The following is a 16,917-nucleotide window of genomic DNA, read 5'->3' as shown; positions in this document are numbered from 1 at the left end:
GCGCCTGGCCGCGGGTGTCGTGGAAGTGCACGGCGATGCGCCCGAGCGCGACGCGGTGAGCGGTCGCCTCGACCACCCGGCAGGCGGCGAGCGGCGTGCCGGCCCCAATGGTGTCGCCGAGCGCGATTTCCTCGCAGCCCAGCTCGTGCAGTCGTCCGGCGAGCGAGGCCACGCGTTCGGGGGAGACAGATCCTTCGTAAGGACAGCCGAGCACACAGGAAATATAGGCCCTTACCGGCAGGCCGGCGGCCCGCGCGCGCTCGACGACCGGTGCGATGCGCCGAAGCGATTGCTCGATCCCGCAGCGGATGTTCTTCCGGTTGAAGGTTTCCGAGGCGGCCGTGAACACCGCTATGGCCCCCACCCCCGCGGCGAGGGCGCGCTCCAAGCCTTGGAGGTTAGGGACCAGCGCCGTGTAACGGACACCGGGACGCGGTTTCAGAAGTCCGCACACCGCTCCGGCATCGGCGAGCTGGGGCACGGCCTCGGGGTGGACGAAGCTCGCCACCTCGATGACCGGGAGCCCGCTCTCGGCCAGGCGCCGGATGAGCTCCACCTTGGTCGCCGTGTCGAGGAACCGAGGCTCGTTTTGCAAGCCGTCGCGGGGACCGACCTCTACGAGCTTGACGGCAGGCGGGTAGTGCGGTGCGGTCATGGTCTCCGCGATAGGGCCTGAGTACGAATGGGCACTGGCCTTGGATGATTTATTTTACCCGACCACGGCGAGCGCGCTTGGTTGGCGCTCTTCGCCGACCGACCCGCCCAGCATGCGCGGCGCGGACTGAATCCCGGGATCGACAGCATGTTCCGGTCCAGGGAAACCGATCACCCTGCGGCTGCTAACGTTAGTCGGTCCGGATCAGTGACTCCACCGGCAATAGGGTCCCGGACTCCCGCGCGTCGTAGCCCGCCAGGCCCGCGGCACGTTCCCGGAACAGCGGGGATTTCAGCAGCGCGATGAGCTCGGTGACCGCGGGGCTCGCCAGGGTGTCGCGGGCTAGCGCGAAGCAGTAGCGCTCGCGGGTCACGGGGAGGAAGGGCAGGCCGAACTGGTGTGCGGCGGCCTGGATCCCGAAGCCGCAGTCGGCCGCGCCGCTTGCGATGAGCGCCGCGACGGCCAGGTGGGTGAACTCCTCGGTGTCGTAGCCCTGGATCTCCTCGGGCCGCACGCCGGCCTCTTCGATGAGGGCGTCGAAGAGGAGCCGTGTCCCCGATCCGGCCTGACGGTTCACAAAACGCAGCGGGCCCGCGGCGAGATCGCGCAGCGAGCGGATGGGCCGCGCCGGCTGCTGGGCGGTGATGAGGCCCTGTTGGCGGTGGACGACGTGGATCAGGACCTGGGCCTCGGGCCGCAACCAGCGCTGATAACGCGGTGCCAGGCGCTGTCCCAGTGGGCCACCGGTGATATGGAATCCGGCGAGATCACAGCGACCGGCGTGCAGCAAGCGCAGGCTCTCCAGGCTACCTCGGAACTGGAGGTCCACCACGACTCCGCCACGGGCGCGCATGAGATCGCGAAGGGCGGAGATGGCGAGCCCATGGCTCGCGAAGATCCTGAGGGGCGGATCGGTCGGCAGGGTGGTGGCGGCACGCAACTCGGCGCAGAGGCTCGAGGCCAGGCCCTCGAGCATCGGCGAGAGGCTAGCCGTGATGCGCCGCCGGCCCCACAGGAGGCCCTCACCCAGGGCCGTGAGGCGCGCCCCTCGACCGCGTTCGAGCACGCACAGCGGCGCGCCCAAAAGACGCCCCCACTGCTGCACGAGTCCCCACGCGTAGCGGTAGGACAGCCGGCAGCGGGTCGCGGCGACCCGTATCGAGCCGCCCTGCTCGATGCCCTCCAGCAACTCGAAGAGCGCGGGCTCGATGTCCTTCGCATCGCTCCCTCCGAGCCGCCAGCGGACCTCGAGGTGCAAGTCCACTTCGCGTCAATCGCCGCCGCTGGCCGCGTTGGGGTGAAACAGCGTCTGACCCTCGACGGTGAAAGACCCGATCGCCTGCTGTCCGGCGGGCGAGGTCAGCCAATCCATGAAGCCGCGGGCGTCGTCCGCCTTGACCTCGGGGTGCCGATCGGGATTGACGAGGATCACGCTGTATTGGTTGTAGAGCTTCGCGTCGCCTTCGACCAGCAGCATGAGGCGCGCGCGGTTCTTGAAGGACAGCCAGGTGGCGCGGTCCGCCATCGTGTAGCCGTCGAGCCCGGCGGCGGTGTTGAGGGCCGCCCCCATCCCGGCCCCGAGCTCCTTGTACCAGGTCCCGGAGGCCGATCTGACATCGACGCCGGCGGCCTGCCACAAGCGCAGCTCTTGGCGGTGTGTACCGCTGTCATCCCCGCGTGACAGGAACGTAGCCTTCCCTTCCGCGATGGCCTTGAAGGCCGCGACGGCGTGGCGACCGCCCTTGATATGCGCGGGATCGGCGTCCGGCCCCACGATCACGAAGTCGTTGTACATGACCAGGCGCCGATCGAGGCCGTAGCCCTGCTTCACGAACCTCTGCTCGCCCGCGGGGTCGTGCACGAGCAGCGCATCGGCATCGCCCTTTTCCCCGAGCTTCAAGGCCTGGCCGGTGCCCACCGCCACCACCCGTACCTCGACCCCGGTCTTTTCGGTGAACGTGGGCAGGAGGTAATCGAACAGGCCCGAGGCCTGGGTCGAGGTGGTCGAGGAGAGTGTGATGAAGCGCTCCGGCGCGCTCGCCGATGCGAATACGCCGAGCCACAGGATCAGCGCCGGTATCCAGTTTTTGGTTTTCGAATAATGCATGGCTTTCCCCGTTAACTGTGATGTTCGGGTGGTGTGGTCAGGATGCGCCGCCCCCGGACCCCCACCCCGCCCTCCCCCGTCCGCAAAAAGCACGGACAGGGGAGGGAGGTTGCCGCTCCCCGTGCGCAGCGCGGGTGGGGGTTTTCCGGTTCCCTCCCCTGCGTAGCGGGGGAGGTTTGGGTGGGGGGCCCCCTCACCACAAAAGCTCTCCCTGCACGAAGGCGCATGCCTCCGCGGTGGCCGGGCCCGCGAAGAAGCGCTCCGCCTGGGCGTCCTCTAAAAGCCGACCGCGGTGGAGGAACAGCACCTCCTCGGCCAGCCGCCGGGCCTGCCCGAGGTCGTGGGTGGTCATGACCACCTTGGTCCCGTTGTCCCGGAACGTCTTCACGATCGCCTCCACCTGGCGGGTGGCGGCCGGATCGAGGTTGGCGGTCGGCTCGTCGAGGAACAGCACCTCGGGCCGGCGCACCCAGGCACGCGCCAGGGCCAATCGTTGCTGCTCGCCGCCGGACAGCGATCGGGCATGGCGAGCGGCGAGCGGCGTGAGGCCGGCCATGGCCAGCGCCTCGGCCACACGCCGCTCGCGTTCCTCGCGTGCCAACCTGAACCAGCGTAAGGGATAGGCCAGGTTGGCCGCGACCGATCGGCGCAACATCACCGGTCGCTGAAACACCATCGCCTGTCCTTTGGAAGCGTCCCCGGCCCACAAAATACGACCCGTGCTCGGCGGGATGAGGCCGTGGCAGAGGCGCAGGAGCAGGCTCTTACCGGCCCCGTTCGGGCCGAGCACCACGGTGGCCGCATCGCCCGCGAGCGTGAGCGAGATCGCGTGCAGAAGGGTGTGCCCGTCAGGCGCGTAGCTCACCCCTTCGAGCCGGAGCGGCAGGATCGAGGCCCCCCGAGACACGCCTCGCGGCACGCTGAGCGTCGGCTCAAGCGCGGGCCAAGTCGCGGGTGAGATAAGCGACGGCATTGATCAACAAGGCCAAGGTAACAAGCACCGCGCCGAGGCCGAGCGCCAGGGCCAGCTCACCCTTGGCGGTCTCGAGCGCGATGGCGGTGGTCATGACTCTCGTGGCATGCGCGATATTCCCGCCCACGATGAGCACCGCCCCGACCTCCGCGATGGCGCGCCCGAAGCCCGCGAGCACCGCGGTCATGAGCCGGTAGCGCCCTTCCCACAGCAAGGTGCCGATGGCCTGGACGCGGGTCGAGCCCAGGGACCGCAGCTCGTCTTCGTATTCCTCCCACAAATCTTCAATGACCTGGCGGGTCAAGGCCGTGATGATGGGGGTCACGAGCACCCATTGGGCGATGACCATGGCGACCGGCGTGAACAAGAGCCCGAGATCACCCAACGGTCCGCTGCGAGATAGCAACAGATACACCGTGAGGCCGACAACGACGGGAGGCAGCCCCATGAGGGCGTTGGCCAGGATGACCACGGCCCGTCGCCCGGGAAAGGTGTAGAGCGCGAGCCCCGCCCCGAGCGGGAAGCCGCACAGCGCGGCCAGCACCACCGCCAGGCAACTGACCTCGAGGGACAGGAACACGATCTCCCAGACCCCCGGGTCGAACGCCGCCAGCAGCCTTGCGGCGTGACCCAGTGCCTCAGCGAGCTCGCTCACGGGCACCCTCCATAGGTTTTATCGTACATATTTTCCTAATCCTATTGAAAGTATAAAGTCTTTAGTAACCGTGGGAAAGCCCGGCATGTGACATGAGTACACATAATGATAGGGGGATTGCGATGCTCCATGACAACAAGGCCCCGGCGGCCCTATCGACCTCTCTCGGGCTACTGGTCGGGGAGCCGCTGCCCGCCGCCGACGAAGCGCGCTTCATGTCCTCCTCAAGAGCGGATGCCACCCGCTTGCCCCGGGCGGGGACCTCGGTAGCAGCCACCGTGTTCGAGGACCGGGATTTACCGGGTCGAGGTCCAAGGACACCAGGCGCGTGCGCCGGAATGCGCGGTCGCTGTGGGATCGGGGGGTGGATCATGAGAAGAATCCTCGTCCTCGTTTTACCCTTGCTCCTGTCGATCCCTGCCGCACAGGCACAGAACAAGACCCCCTCGCCCTCGCGCCTGCACGATGCCCTGGGCCTGCCCTCGTGGCTGCACCTGTCCTTCGAACACCGCAGCCGCTATGAAACCGTCGATAACCAGTTCCGGGCGGACGGCACAGGCGGGGATCAAGTCGTCGCCTTCCGCACCCTCGCGTTCCTGGAAGCGCGCCATCGCGCCTGGCGCGTGGGCGGCGAGTTCATGGACAGCCGGCTCGCGCTCGACGACCGGGGGACGCCGGTCAATACCACCCAGGTGGACACGGCCGAGCTCCTCCAGGCCTATCTCGCATGGTCACAGAAGGCCCCCTCGGACGCCCGCCTCGGCATGGAGATCATAGGCGGACGGCAGACCATCGACCTCGGCAACCGTCGGCTCGTGGCGCGCAACAGCTTTCGAAACACGATCAATTCCTTCACGGGCCTGGACGCTCGCCTTGAAAGCCCCGGCCGGTGGCAGGCACGGGGCTTCCTCGTGCTGCCGGTGATCCGGCTGCCCGACACCTTCAATGCCCTTGCGAGCGGCGAGACCCGCTTCGACGAAGAGGACCTCGAATCGCATTTCGGGGGTCTCTTCTTCCGCCACGATTCGCTCGCCATGGACGCCAAGGGCGAGGTCTACTTTCTTTACCTGCACGAGGACGACGATGAGGATCTCGAGACCAGCGACCGGCAACTCTACACGCCGGGGTTCCGGATCTTCCGGGATCCCGCGAAGGGCCGGATCGACTACGAGCTCGAGTCCATCTTCCAGTTCGGCCAGTCGCGCGCCACGGCCGCGGCGACGGACACCATGGACCTCGACCACTTCGCGCACCAGCAGCACGGCCAGATCGGCTATACCTTCGATCTGCCGTGGTCTCCGCGTTTTCTCGTGCAGTACGATTACGCGAGCGGCGACAGAGACCCCGACGACGACGACAACGAGCGCTTTGACACGCTGTTCGGGGCGCGGCGCTGGGAATACGGTCCGACCGGGATCTGGGGGGCGTTCGCGCGCAGCAACATCAACACACCGGGCTATCGGCTCTTCGTCAGACCCGCCGACGCGGTGTCCGCGTTCATCGCCCATCGCCTCTTCTGGCTCGCCTCCTCGACCGACGCCTGGACGGCGAGCGGCGTTCGCGATCGGACCGGGCAATCGGGGACCTTCATCGGTCACCAGCTCGAGGCGAGCGTGCAATGGAGCGCCATCCCCAGGAACCTGATACTGGAAGCCGGCTGGGCCTACCTCATCAAAGGCGAGTTCGCGGAAGACGCTCCCAACGCCCCCGCCGACAAGGGGGATTCCAATTACCTCTATACCCAAATCACGTTTCAGTTCTGAGCCGTCGCCCCGGGGCGGGGACCCATCGAGCGGGCGGCCGTGGGCCTCGCCCGGACGGTCACGCTGGGGCAGTGTCTAGCCAGCACGTGTCATGCACCGTGCCTGAAGGATCATGGAACGCTAGGCCCCGTCGATGCGCCCGGCCTCGACGGCGGGCAACACCCAGTAATGGACGCGGGCGTGGGGGAGATCGACGGCGGCCCGCACGACGAGGAGGACTGGATATCTTCCAGGTACGCGCGCAGGTGGCTACTAGCGCGCATTCCTCACTATGGGCCGTGGTGAGAAATGCGGACTAGCGGGAGTCGATCGGCACCACGAGGCCCGCCGGCCCCCCTTGATCCGGGGGCGGGGGTGGGGCAAGATCCCCGCCTCACAAGGGCGATCCCTCATGCAGGCCGGACCGAGGTAAGTCCTTGACTACCCAATCGTCCCGGAGATCGGTATGGCAATCCTGGCCGTGACCGGCCGACGCGGGAGGGGCACCGAGCCCGCGGCGGACGGAGGCCTACAGGGTTAGGCGGAGACTCAGCGAGATGCCGAATCGGCGCATAAGGCCCTTGCACAAGGCCGCACGATGCATGGGCCTCGTCCTGGGTCTGCTGGCCCAGCCCGGGATCGGGTACGGGAGCGAGCCCGACGACCAACCGCAGCAGCAGGAGGACCGTGGCCCCATCACCTGCGTCGTCTCCAACGACGGCTACGACGTGCACTTCACCGCTTACGCGCGGGTCTCCCCGGAGGACGGGATACCCGGTGAGGCCGAGCCGCCCGTGCAGTTCTGCCAGGACCTCCCCGCCACCGGCCCGACGCACTTGACCTTGGACCTCATGAACCCCCAGGCCAGGACCCGGCCCGTCGCCCTGCGCGTTGTGCGAGAGGACGATGATGACCCACAGGCATCGGTCCCCAAAAGTCCCCTCCTGGATGTCCCTTCGAAGATCTATCCGACCGGGGTCGTGGAGGCCGACGTGGGGCTGGACGAACCCGGAGAGTATACCGTCCTGGTGGACTTCGATAAGGGAGCCGGCCGGGGCCAGGTTAGGATCCCCTTGCGGGTCGGGCAATCGGGAGGGTTGCCCACGATGATCGGCCCGCTGATCGGCGTGCTCCTCGCGGCGTTGGTTGCGGCCTGGCTGGTCTACCGCCGTCTCGCAAGGAGCAAGACCTGAGCAGCACGTTCGCAGGGCCCTCTCCGCCGCGACCATAAGATCTATATCCGCGCCACCTTCCAGGTGCCGTATCGGATCGTCCAATGACGGTCCGATGGCAGGCTCGGCGTTGATCACGGCATCCGGCTCAGGCAAGATTCGCCTTCACCCCTGACGAGCGACCCGCCCGTCGGGGCGCTTACCAGAGTCTCGTGTCGAGACGAGGTCCGTCCTTGCCAGCCCTGCCCTCTCAAAGACATTGCCGGTTGCTGATCCTCGGCTCCGGCCCCGCCGGCTACACGGCGGCCGTCTATGGCGCGCGCGCGGCGCTGGACCCCGTGCTGGTGACAGGGATCGAACCGGGCGGGCAACTCGCCACCACGACCGATGTCGACAACTGGCCGGGGGACGCGGAGGGTCTACAGGGCCCCGACCTCATGGAGCGCATGCGGCGCCACGCCGAGCGCTTCGGGACGGACATCGTCTCCGACCACATCGCCCGGGCCGATCTCAACCGCCATCCCTTCGTGCTCACGGGCGACGTCGGCAGCTATACTTGCGATGCCCTTATCATCGCCACCGGCGCCTCGGCGAAGTACCTCGGGCTGCCTTCCGAGACCGCCTACCGCGGTCGCGGGGTCTCGGCCTGCGCGACCTGCGATGGGTTTTTCTATAAAAGCGAGCGGGTCGTGGTGGTCGGTGGAGGGAACACCGCCATCGAGGACGCCCTGTACCTCTCGCATATCGCCTCGCATGTGACCGTGGTGCATCGCCGCGACCGCTTCCGCGGGGAGAAGATCCTGGCCAACCGCCTACTGGAAAAGACCGCGACGGGGAACGTATCCATCGAATGGAATCAAGTGCTGGACGAGGTCCTGGGAGACGAGCACGGGGTCACCGGGGTGCGGGTGAAACCGGCGGCCGGCGGCACCGCCCAAGCCATAGAGGCCAAGGTACTTGAGACGAAGGTCATCGAGGCCCGCGGTGTCTTCATCGCCATCGGACACCAGCCCAATACCGCCGTGTTCGAGGGGCAGATCGAGATGCAAGGGGGTTACATCGTGGTCCAATCGGGGGTCGGCGGTTTGGCGACGGCGACCAGCGTCGCGGGCGTCTTCGCGGCCGGCGATGTGAGCGACCCCATCTATCGCCAGGCGGTGACCTCGGCCGGCTCGGGCTGCATGGCCGCCCTGGATGCCGAACGTTATCTGGAGCAAACCCATGTTTGAACACCTACGCAGCTACCGCATCCCGTCGCTCAACCTGGAGGCCCAGGAATACCGACATGCCGGAACCGGGGCGCGACACCTGCACCTGGCCGCCAACGACGACAACAACGCCTTCCTGCTGGCGTTTCGGACCGTCCCAGAGGACTCGACCGGCGTCGCGCACATCCTGGAGCACACCGTGCTCTGCGGCAGCGAGCGCTTCCCGGTGCGAGACCCGTTTTTCCTCATGACCCGGCGCTCGCTGAACACCTTCATGAACGCCTTCACCGGAAGCGACTGGACCGCCTATGTATTCGCGAGCCAGAACCACAAGGACTTCGACAACCTGCTGCAGGTCTACCTCGACGCCGTGTTCTTCCCCCGTTTGAGTGCGCTCGATTTCGCGCAGGAGGGCCATCGCCTGGAGCTCGCGGTGCCCGGCGACCCCGACAGCGCGCTGGTCTACAAGGGCGTGGTTTACAACGAGATGCGGGGCGCGCTCAGCTCGCCCGCAGCGCGCCTCTGGCACGCGTTGGCCGCCGAGCTGTATCCCACCACGACCTACCACCATAACAGCGGCGGCGACCCGGAGGAGATCCCCAAGCTCACGGTCGAATCGTTGCGTGCGTTCCACCGCCGGCACTACCATCCGTCGAACGCCTGCTTCGGCACTTACGGCGACTTTGATCCGCGCGAGCACCAGGCGAAGTTCGACGAGTGGGCGCTCCGGCGGTTCGAGGCCCGGCCGCTGGACGATGCGATCAGGGACGAACGGCGTTATACCTCGCCGCGCGGGATCACCCTGCCCTATACCCTCTCGGATCTCGAGGACACGGAAGACCGCACCCACATCGTGCTCGGCTGGCTGCTCGGCAGGACCCAGGACCTCCGCTCGATGCTCGAAATGCACCTCCTGTGCGGGGTGCTCCTCAACAACAGCGCCGCCCCCCTGCGTCACGCGCTGGAGACCACCGCGCTCGGGGCTGCACCTTCGGAGCTGTGCGGCCTCGATACCGGCCACCGCGAGGCGGTATTCGTGTGTGGTCTGGAAGGGTCAAACCCGGAGCGGGCAGAGGAGGTCGAAGGGCTGTGTATGGGCGTGATCCGGGAGGTGGCGGAACAGGGTATCGATCAGGAATTGGTGGACTCCGTGCTCCACCAGATGGAGTTGGATCAGCGCGAGGTCTCGGGCGGCAGCTACCCCTACGGACTGCAGCTCTTGAGCAGCGCCATCCCCATGGCCATGCATGGCGGCGATCCGATCGCGGCCCTCGACCTCGATGCGGTCATCGAAGACCTGCGGATCGGGGCTCGCGACCCGGGTTTCGTGCCGGGCCTGGCGCGCCGCTGGCTCTTGGACAACCCCCATCGAGTGCGCGTGGTCATGACGCCGGATACCGGCCTCTACGCCCGCCAGGCAAGGGCCACTCGCGAGCGCCTGGCCGAGATCCGCTCGGCGCTGCAAGAGTCCGATCTCGAGCGCATCATGGCAGAGAGCGCCGCGCTCGCGGCGCGGCAGGGCAGCCCGGAGGACGCCAACCTGCTCCCGCGCGTTGGCATCGCCGACGTGCCGTCCGACATCCGTGTCCCGACCTCGCGCGACAGCGAGATAGCCGGTCTCCCCGTGACCTGGTTCGACCGGGGCACCAACGGGATCGTATACCTCGATCTATGCGTCGAGGTCCCGGCGCTGGCGCCACCCGATCTGGAGCGCCTGCGCCTCTATGCAAGCTGCCTCTGCGAGGTCGGCTGCGGGGAGCGGGATTACCGGGAGGCCCAGGCGCGGCAGGCGGCGGTCAGCGGTGGGGTGGGCGCGCAGTGCTCGGTAAGGGCCAGTGTCGATGATCTCCGGTCCGCCGGACTCCTGTTCCGGCTGTCCGCGAACTGCCTGGCGCGCAACCAGGCGGCCCTGGCACAGCTCCTGGCCGAGACCTTTTCACGGGCACGCTTCGACGAGCTGGACCGACTGCGTGATCTCGTCGCCCAGATGCGCGCCGGCCGCGAGTCCTCGGTCACCGATCACGGCCACGCGCTGGCGATGGCGGCCGCCAGCGCCGGCATCGGACCGGCCGCGGCGCTGTCCCAGCGCTGGGACGGTCTGCCGGCACTTCAGGCACTCAAGGCCTTGGACCAGGGGCTCTGTGATGAGGCCCGCCTGACCGAGCTCGGAGAGTCGCTCGCGGCGCTGCACGAGTGCGTCCAGAGCGCCCCACGGCGCCTCCTGGTCGTCAGCGAGGGCCGCTATCACGACGACATCGCGGGTGCCGTAGCGGCCATCGCGAGCCTCGGGCCCCTGAATAAATCTTATAGGGACAAGGCGCCATCGTCGATCCCAACCGGGCCGGCTACGGTGCAGCGGGTCCACGAGGCCTGGCTCACGAGCACCGAGACCAGCTTCTGCGCGCGCGCCTACCCCACGGTCTCCGTCGACCATCCCGACGCCGCTCCCCTGTCGGTCTTAGGGCGCTTCCTGCAAAACGGCTATCTGCACCGCGCCATCCGCGAACAAGGCGGCGCCTACGGGTCCGGGGCGGGCTATGACGGCGACACCGGGGCATTCCGGTTCTACTCGTACCGGGACCCTCGGCTCGGGGAGACCCTGGACGACTTCGATGCGTCGCTCTCCTGGCTCGTCGAGCACCGGCATGCACCCGAGCAACTGGAGGAAGCCATCCTGGGCATCATCGGGGCGCTCGATCGGCCCAGCTCACCCGCCGGGGAGGCCATCAAGACCTTCGTGTCCGCGCTGAACGGCCGCACGCCCGAGCTCCGCCGGCGCCTCCGGCAGCGCGTGCTCGAGGTCGGCGTGGAAGACCTGCGGCGCGTCGCCGCCCGTTATCTGATCCCGGAGCGGGCCGGCACCGCGGTCGTCACGGACGGCCAGACCTTGGGGCGCTATCGGACGTTGGGGCTCGAGGCCCGATCGATCTCGTAACCCCTGCGACCCGACCGCATCCGGGGTGGATTGGAAACCCGCACTTCCTATGGTAATGTGGCCCGTGGGTTCCATCTCATAACAACAAAGCCAGTCCGCATCCGTGGCCGGCGCCGGAGTGCCGACCGGAGGTCTCGATGTTCATTGTGTTCCTCGTCGCTTTCTTTCTCGCGGCGTTTTCGATCATGGCGCTCGTGATGTACCTGGATGCCCAGACCCTGACCGCACGTCCCCCCAAGCTCACCATCGCCGAAGGCAGCGCCGAGGCGAGCAGCGAGCAGGCCTCGGTGGCCCATGACGAAGATGCCAAGAGCGGCCGCATGCGGGTGGAGGCGGTGCTGAACGGTGCCGGCCGGGGACAGGCCTCCTCGACCCTGGGCCACGAGTTCCAAGTACGCAGCAAGAAGACCGGGCGTTTCTACGTCGTGATCGAATACGAATACCGGGCCGGCGTACGGGTGGCCGATGGCGCCGGGAAATCGAGCGCGGTATTGGATCTCCATATCGGTGACAAGTCGGCCAGGATCAGCGAGACACTGCAGGACGGCCTGGGCGATCAGCGCGTGCCCGAACAAGGCGAAGTCCTGAAGGCCAGCAAGAAAATCCTGACCATCTTGAAGCCTGGACCCACCCGCGTCTGGGTGGGACTGTCGGCGGTGGCCGAACAGACTGGCGACGCGAGCGCCAACTGCCGCGCCGAGGCCGACGCCAAGGTCACGGCCATCAGCGTCAAACCGACCCTGGGCAGCCTGTTCGCATAGGGCTTTGGGGTCGGGCCCGTTCGATCACGGCCCGACGCAGTAGGACATTGCGGTACGGAGGCACTCCATGAGGACAAACCGACGCGACGGGCAGCGTAGCCTGCCCACTACATTTCAGCCCTTCGCACCTTTTGGCTGTCTACTCGTGATCGCGTTGTTACTCGGCCCGCCCTTTCCGGCCCTGGCCGCGCCCGGGGATTTCGATCCGAGCTTCGATGCCGATGGGCGCGTCCTAACCCATTTCGGTCGTTTCGAAGGAGCCATTGCCCTGCTCAATGGTTTCGAAGGAGCCATTGCCCTGCTCGTGCAGTCGGACGGCAAGTTGGTCGCGGGTGGGTTCTCCAATGCCAGCGACCCTTCTTCTAATGATTTCGCACTGGCGCGATACAATCCGGACGGGAGCCTCGATTCGAGCTTCGGCGCCGGTGGGCTTGTGCTCACCGCCTTCGGCGGCCAAGACTTTTATCATTTCCCTGGTCCAGCAGGCCGACGGGAAACTGGTCGCCGCCGGGGGTTCTAATATCACGGGAGACCTGGATTTCGCCCTGGCGCGTTACCACCCGGATGGGAGCCTGGACACGAGCTTCGGTTCCGCCGGGCGGGTCCTCACCGGGTTTGGCGGCGGCGAGGAGCGAGTCGAAGCCTTGATCAAGCAACCCGACGGCAAGCTGGTCGCGGCGGGACTGACCCGTATCGGCGGTAGCGACTCCCCCAGGGATTTCGCCCTGGCGCGATACAACCCGGATGGGAGCCTGGACACGGGCTTCGGCTTCGGCGGGCGCTTGCTCACCTTCTTCGGCGCCGACAGCGACGACGGGGCTTTGGCCCTGGTCCAGCAGCCCGACGGCCGGCTGGTCGCGGCTGGGTTCAGCAATGCTGCTTTCGCCCTGGTGCGCTACAACTCGGATGGCAGCTTCGACACGAGCTTCGGCGTCGGGGGAGGGGTGGTCACCCCGTTCGTCACCCCGTTCGGCAGGACAGTGGCTGTTCGTGCCCTGGTGCGGCAGCCCGATGGCAAGCTGGTGGCGGCAGGGGACTCCAGCGCCACCGGCGCTCCGGATTTCACCCTGGCGCGTTACAACCCGGACGGGAGCCTGGACACGAGCTTCGGCGTCGGCGGGCGCGTGGTCACCAACTTCAGCGGCAATAGCGAAGACGTCGCCGACGAATTAGTCCAGCAGCCCGACGGCAAGCTGGTCGCGGCGGGGCGGTCCAACGCCGGCGCCGCCGGGCGATTTGATGTGGCTTTGGCGCGTTACCTGGCGAACGGGAGCCTGGATGCGAGCTTCGGCATCGGCGGTGTCGTACGCACCGACTTCGCCAGTACTACCTCCCCACTCAGCTTTGTCGGCCTCGCTCTGCAAACCGACGCCAAGGTAGTCACCGCCGGGCAATCCGATGCCAGCGAGGACTTGGATTTCGCACTCGCGCGCTACCTGTTGACGGACGAGCAACCCCAGCGGCCGCCTAGGTGTGGCGGCCGGCCGGCCACGATCCTGGGAACCGCGGGCCCGGACACGATGCGAGGCACTCTGGGCAGGGATGTCATCCTCGGATTGGCGGGAAACGATATAATTCGGGGACTCGCCGGCAACGATGTCCTGTGCGGGGGGCCGGGTAGGGATACACTCCTCGGTGGCGACGGCAACGACCGGCTGTTCGGCGTGTCTGGCGATCGGGGTCGAGACAGGCTCGATGGCGGACCGGGCCGAGACCGTTGCCGAGGAGGCCGGGGCCGGAACACCACGATAAGATGCGACGATCGCAACGCCCCGCCGCCCCCGCGACCCCCGGATCCTCCACCACCACTTCCGAATCCGTGTCCCCCAATCTCAAACGCACCGTGCGGTCTTGAGTAGCCAGATCGATAGAGTTCCGCGAATGCGAGAGATTCGTATGAATCGCCGCGCCGATGTCATCCGGGCCCTTGAGGTCAAGGGCCGTGGCCACACGCTCCTAGAAGTTCACTATCGCGGAAGGCGCCGCCGAGCGAAGCACCGGGCAGGCGTCAGCGACCCACGATGAAAACGCCGAGAGCGGTGGCATCGGGTGGAGGCGATGCCGACCGGTGTCGGCACCCGCTCAAGTCGGGACGGTCCCGAGCCGCGCCTCCAGGGCGGCCAGTCGTTCGGGGGTCCCGATATCGTGCCACTCTCCTCGGTAGCATTCACCGGTCACGAGGCCGCGCGATACCGCCATGCGGATCACGGCGGCCAAGGGAAAACACCCCGCCTCGCACTCGTCGAAAAGCTCGCTCCGATAGACGCCGAGGCCGCTGAAGGTGAGCCTCGGCCCGTCCTTTAGCGACACCCGGCCGTGCTCTAGCGCGAAATCACCGTCCGGGTGATGGCTGCGATTCTCCACCAGCACCAGATGAGCGATGCCTCGGGGCTTGTCCAGTAGGCTGGCGATCGGGTAGCCGGTCCAGACATCGGCGTTGGTCACCAGGAACGGCGCTCGCCCGAGCAAGGGCAGGGCCTGGTAGACCCCGCCGCCGGTCCCCAGCGGCATGGGTCCCTGGTCGGAGTAGTGGAGCGCGACGCCGTAGCGCCGGCCATCTCCGAGCGCCGTCTCGATCTGCTCCCCCAGGTACGACAAGTTCACCACGATCTCGCGGATCCCGGCGCGCGCCAGGCGTTCGATCTGGTGCACGATGAGCGGCCTCCCGGCCACCGGGAGCAGGGGCTTGGGCGTGCGATCGGTGAGCGGACGCATGCGCTCGCCCCGACCCGCCGCCAGGATCATCGCCTTCATGGCTAGAGGGCGGGGGAACGGTCCCCGTGCAGCGCCGGCAGGACGCGCTCGCACAGGAACGCGTAGAGGGCCCGAAGCTCGGGATAGCCACGGCTCACGTCCACGAGATAGCCCACCGTCCTCGGCACATCGGCCAGATAGCCCGGTTTGCCGTCCCGATGCCGGAGGCGGGCAAAGATCCCGCTCGCCTTGAGATGGCGTTGCACCCCCATGAGATCGAACCAACGCACGAACATCGCGGGATCGACCCCCCTGAGTGCCGGTCCCGATCGCTCCCGATAGCCCATCATCCAGGCGTGGACCTCTGCCTCCGGCCAGCGGATGTAACAATCGCGCAGGAGCGATACCAGGTCGTAGCAGACCGGCCCCACGACCGCATCCTGGAAGTCGATGACACCCGGGTTGTTACCGCCCGGGTTATGGTCGACCGTGTTAGGGCCGGCCGTGTAGAGGAGATTCCTGGAATGGTAATCGCGGTGCACGAACACCTGCGGTTGCGCAAGGGCCGCATCTGCCAGGAGCCCGAAGGTCCCGTGGAGCGTCCCCTGTTCCGCATCGGAGAGCCGGAGACCCAGGTGTTTCTCCAGGAGCCAGACCCGGAACAGCTCCATCTCCCGCAAGAGCCAGGCGCGATGATAGGACGGCAGGCCAGTCCCATCGGCCCGCTCCTGCATCATATGCAGTGCGTGCATGGCGTCGGCATATAGAACCGGGGCGCTCCGGGGATCCAGCTCATCCAGATACAAGCGTGTGCCGAGGTCCGTCAACAACAGGAATCCCCGTCCGAAATCCCCCGCCAGCACCTCGGGGACGTGCAGTCCCGCGCGCGCCAGCCGCACCGCGATGTCGGCAAACACCCGGCAGTCCTCCCGCTCCGGCGGTGCGTCCATGACGATGCGGGTCACCCCCTCGTGAGCGATCCGGTAATACCGCCGAAAACTCGCATCACTGGAGGCCGGTGCGATAGGAAGGTCCCGCGTACCGAGGGTCCGATGGATCCAGTCCACCAGCGCTTCAAAGCGATCCGCCTCGGCTCGATCGAACATACCCAAATACTCATTCTGGGCGTCCTCGCCCGTTCCGTGCCCCCTTGAGATTATAGGGCAAGGATGTCTGGCGAAAGACCATGCCCCGTATCGATGAATAGAACGCTAGAGGGCGGGTCACCCGCCTTTCAAGAGCCTCTCCTCATTGGCCGAGACGCTGGGTATGACGTAACGCACGCTCGGCCACTACCGCATCGGGAGCCGCCCGATCCCTAACGTGAACGGTCTGGCCAGCAAACGTTGGGAAGCCGAGCGGACGCGGGACGGTCGCGGTAGAGATGCCGGTTACGCGGCACCCCGGGGTCGTCGGAGGCAGTCACCCGCCCCCGACTCCTACAAACGCAGCGTGCGGATTTCCCGCACTACGCTCTTCAGGCGTTGATTCAAAGCACCGCAACAACCGGCCTAAGAGAAGCAACAGCCATATCCACAATATGCGGAAGCATTGGGATTCCAACCGAAATGAGTGAATTGTTCGCCACGCACTTGGGCGTGCAAAAGGGGCTAGAATACTACCCTCTGGCGGGCACCTATCAGCGCATGAGCCGGATGGGCGCTCTACGTAGGACCGGAAATGGGTGCCGAGGGCTACCGCCTAGGAAGTGATCGTGGTCTGTCCCTTAATGTCCTTACCCGAGCCGGAGGTCGTGCTCGCTTGTAGGCCTCGATCAAGTCACCTACGACGGAAATCAACGAAGCGGATGACTGGCATCATCGCGCACCGCGTCGAGCAGGCTATTTAGCAAGGCCGTGGCTGCTCATAATCCGCCTCGTTTTCGATATGGGGGCACCTCTAAAAATTGTCTTTGTCACGGCGAATTGTGGTTTACAGCGAGTCATGGCTAAGGGATAATGTGCAGGTAGCGAGACACTGAAGAGCGGAGTCGATGACGATGCATGGCCAGCCTG

Annotated in this window: 14 protein-coding genes; 7 read left to right on the top strand and 7 right to left on the bottom strand. The window is 66.7% G+C overall.

Annotation, left to right across the window (positions count from 1 at the left end; all coding sequences use genetic code 11):
• The 5 genes from M3461_19490 to M3461_19470 form a co-directional block, all read right to left on the bottom strand.
• The coding region (locus M3461_19490; protein ID MDQ3776380.1) for a hydroxymethylglutaryl-CoA lyase at window positions 1-655 on the bottom strand (655 nt) is incomplete at its 3' end.
• Between the two features lie 190 nt (window positions 656-845).
• Complete coding sequence (locus M3461_19485) at window positions 846-1,913, bottom strand: helix-turn-helix transcriptional regulator (GenBank protein ID MDQ3776379.1); 1,068 nt, start codon at window positions 1,911-1,913, stop codon at window positions 846-848.
• A 12-nt stretch (window positions 1,914-1,925) separates the two neighbouring features.
• Window positions 1,926-2,762, bottom strand: coding sequence for a substrate-binding domain-containing protein (locus M3461_19480; GenBank protein MDQ3776378.1), 837 nt, complete (start codon window positions 2,760-2,762; stop codon window positions 1,926-1,928).
• A 193-nt stretch (window positions 2,763-2,955) separates the two neighbouring features.
• Complete coding sequence (locus M3461_19475) at window positions 2,956-3,669, bottom strand: ATP-binding cassette domain-containing protein (GenBank protein MDQ3776377.1); 714 nt, start codon at window positions 3,667-3,669, stop codon at window positions 2,956-2,958.
• Between the two features lie 25 nt (window positions 3,670-3,694).
• The gene (locus M3461_19470) at window positions 3,695-4,390 is read right to left on the bottom strand and encodes an ABC transporter permease (GenBank protein MDQ3776376.1); all 696 of its coding nucleotides are present in this window, start codon (window positions 4,388-4,390) and stop codon (window positions 3,695-3,697) included.
• A gap of 371 nt (window positions 4,391-4,761) precedes the next feature.
• Here M3461_19470 and M3461_19465 point away from each other — a divergent pair, with 371 nt between their 5' ends.
• The 7 genes from M3461_19465 to M3461_19435 all read left to right on the top strand — a co-directional run bounded on the left by M3461_19465 (window position 4,762) and on the right by M3461_19435 (window position 14,067).
• Window positions 4,762-6,153, top strand: a complete 1,392-nt coding sequence (locus M3461_19465; protein MDQ3776375.1) for an alginate export family protein — start codon at window positions 4,762-4,764, stop codon at window positions 6,151-6,153.
• A gap of 581 nt (window positions 6,154-6,734) precedes the next feature.
• Window positions 6,735-7,325 carry a hypothetical protein gene (locus tag M3461_19460; GenBank protein MDQ3776374.1) on the top strand — a complete coding sequence of 197 codons (591 nt, stop codon included), beginning with the start codon at window positions 6,735-6,737 and terminating at the stop codon, window positions 7,323-7,325.
• A 221-nt stretch (window positions 7,326-7,546) separates the two neighbouring features.
• Window positions 7,547-8,533 carry a thioredoxin-disulfide reductase gene (gene trxB, locus M3461_19455; protein ID MDQ3776373.1) on the top strand — a complete coding sequence of 329 codons (987 nt, stop codon included), beginning with the start codon at window positions 7,547-7,549 and terminating at the stop codon, window positions 8,531-8,533.
• Window positions 8,499-11,447, top strand: a complete 2,949-nt coding sequence (locus M3461_19450; protein MDQ3776372.1) for an insulinase family protein — start codon at window positions 8,499-8,501, stop codon at window positions 11,445-11,447. Before trxB ends, M3461_19450 begins: the two co-directional genes overlap by 35 nt.
• Window positions 11,448-11,584: 137 nt before the next feature.
• Window positions 11,585-12,208: a hypothetical protein gene (locus M3461_19445; protein MDQ3776371.1), complete on the top strand. Its 624-nt coding sequence runs from the start codon at window positions 11,585-11,587 to the stop codon at window positions 12,206-12,208.
• 67 nt (window positions 12,209-12,275) lie between these two features.
• Window positions 12,276-12,728: a delta-60 repeat domain-containing protein gene (locus M3461_19440; GenBank protein ID MDQ3776370.1), complete on the top strand. Its 453-nt coding sequence runs from the start codon at window positions 12,276-12,278 to the stop codon at window positions 12,726-12,728.
• Window positions 12,640-14,067 carry a hypothetical protein gene (locus M3461_19435; GenBank protein MDQ3776369.1) on the top strand — a complete coding sequence of 476 codons (1,428 nt, stop codon included), beginning with the start codon at window positions 12,640-12,642 and terminating at the stop codon, window positions 14,065-14,067. Before M3461_19440 ends, M3461_19435 begins: the two co-directional genes overlap by 89 nt.
• Window positions 14,068-14,290: 223 nt before the next feature.
• Here the strand turns inward: M3461_19435 and M3461_19430 are convergent, their stop codons facing one another.
• Window positions 14,291-14,962, bottom strand: coding sequence for a nucleotidyltransferase family protein (locus M3461_19430; GenBank protein ID MDQ3776368.1), 672 nt, complete (start codon window positions 14,960-14,962; stop codon window positions 14,291-14,293).
• 2 nt (window positions 14,963-14,964) lie between these two features.
• Window positions 14,965-16,008, bottom strand: coding sequence for a phosphotransferase (locus M3461_19425; GenBank protein ID MDQ3776367.1), 1,044 nt, complete (start codon window positions 16,006-16,008; stop codon window positions 14,965-14,967).
• Window positions 16,009-16,917: the final 909 nt, after the last annotated feature.

This window comes from Pseudomonadota bacterium (assembly GCA_030860485.1).
Lineage (GTDB): Bacteria > Pseudomonadota > Gammaproteobacteria > JACCXJ01 > JACCXJ01 > JACCXJ01.
The sequence above is the reverse complement of the archived record's forward strand: the minus strand, read 5'-3'. Positions and strand labels throughout refer to the sequence as shown.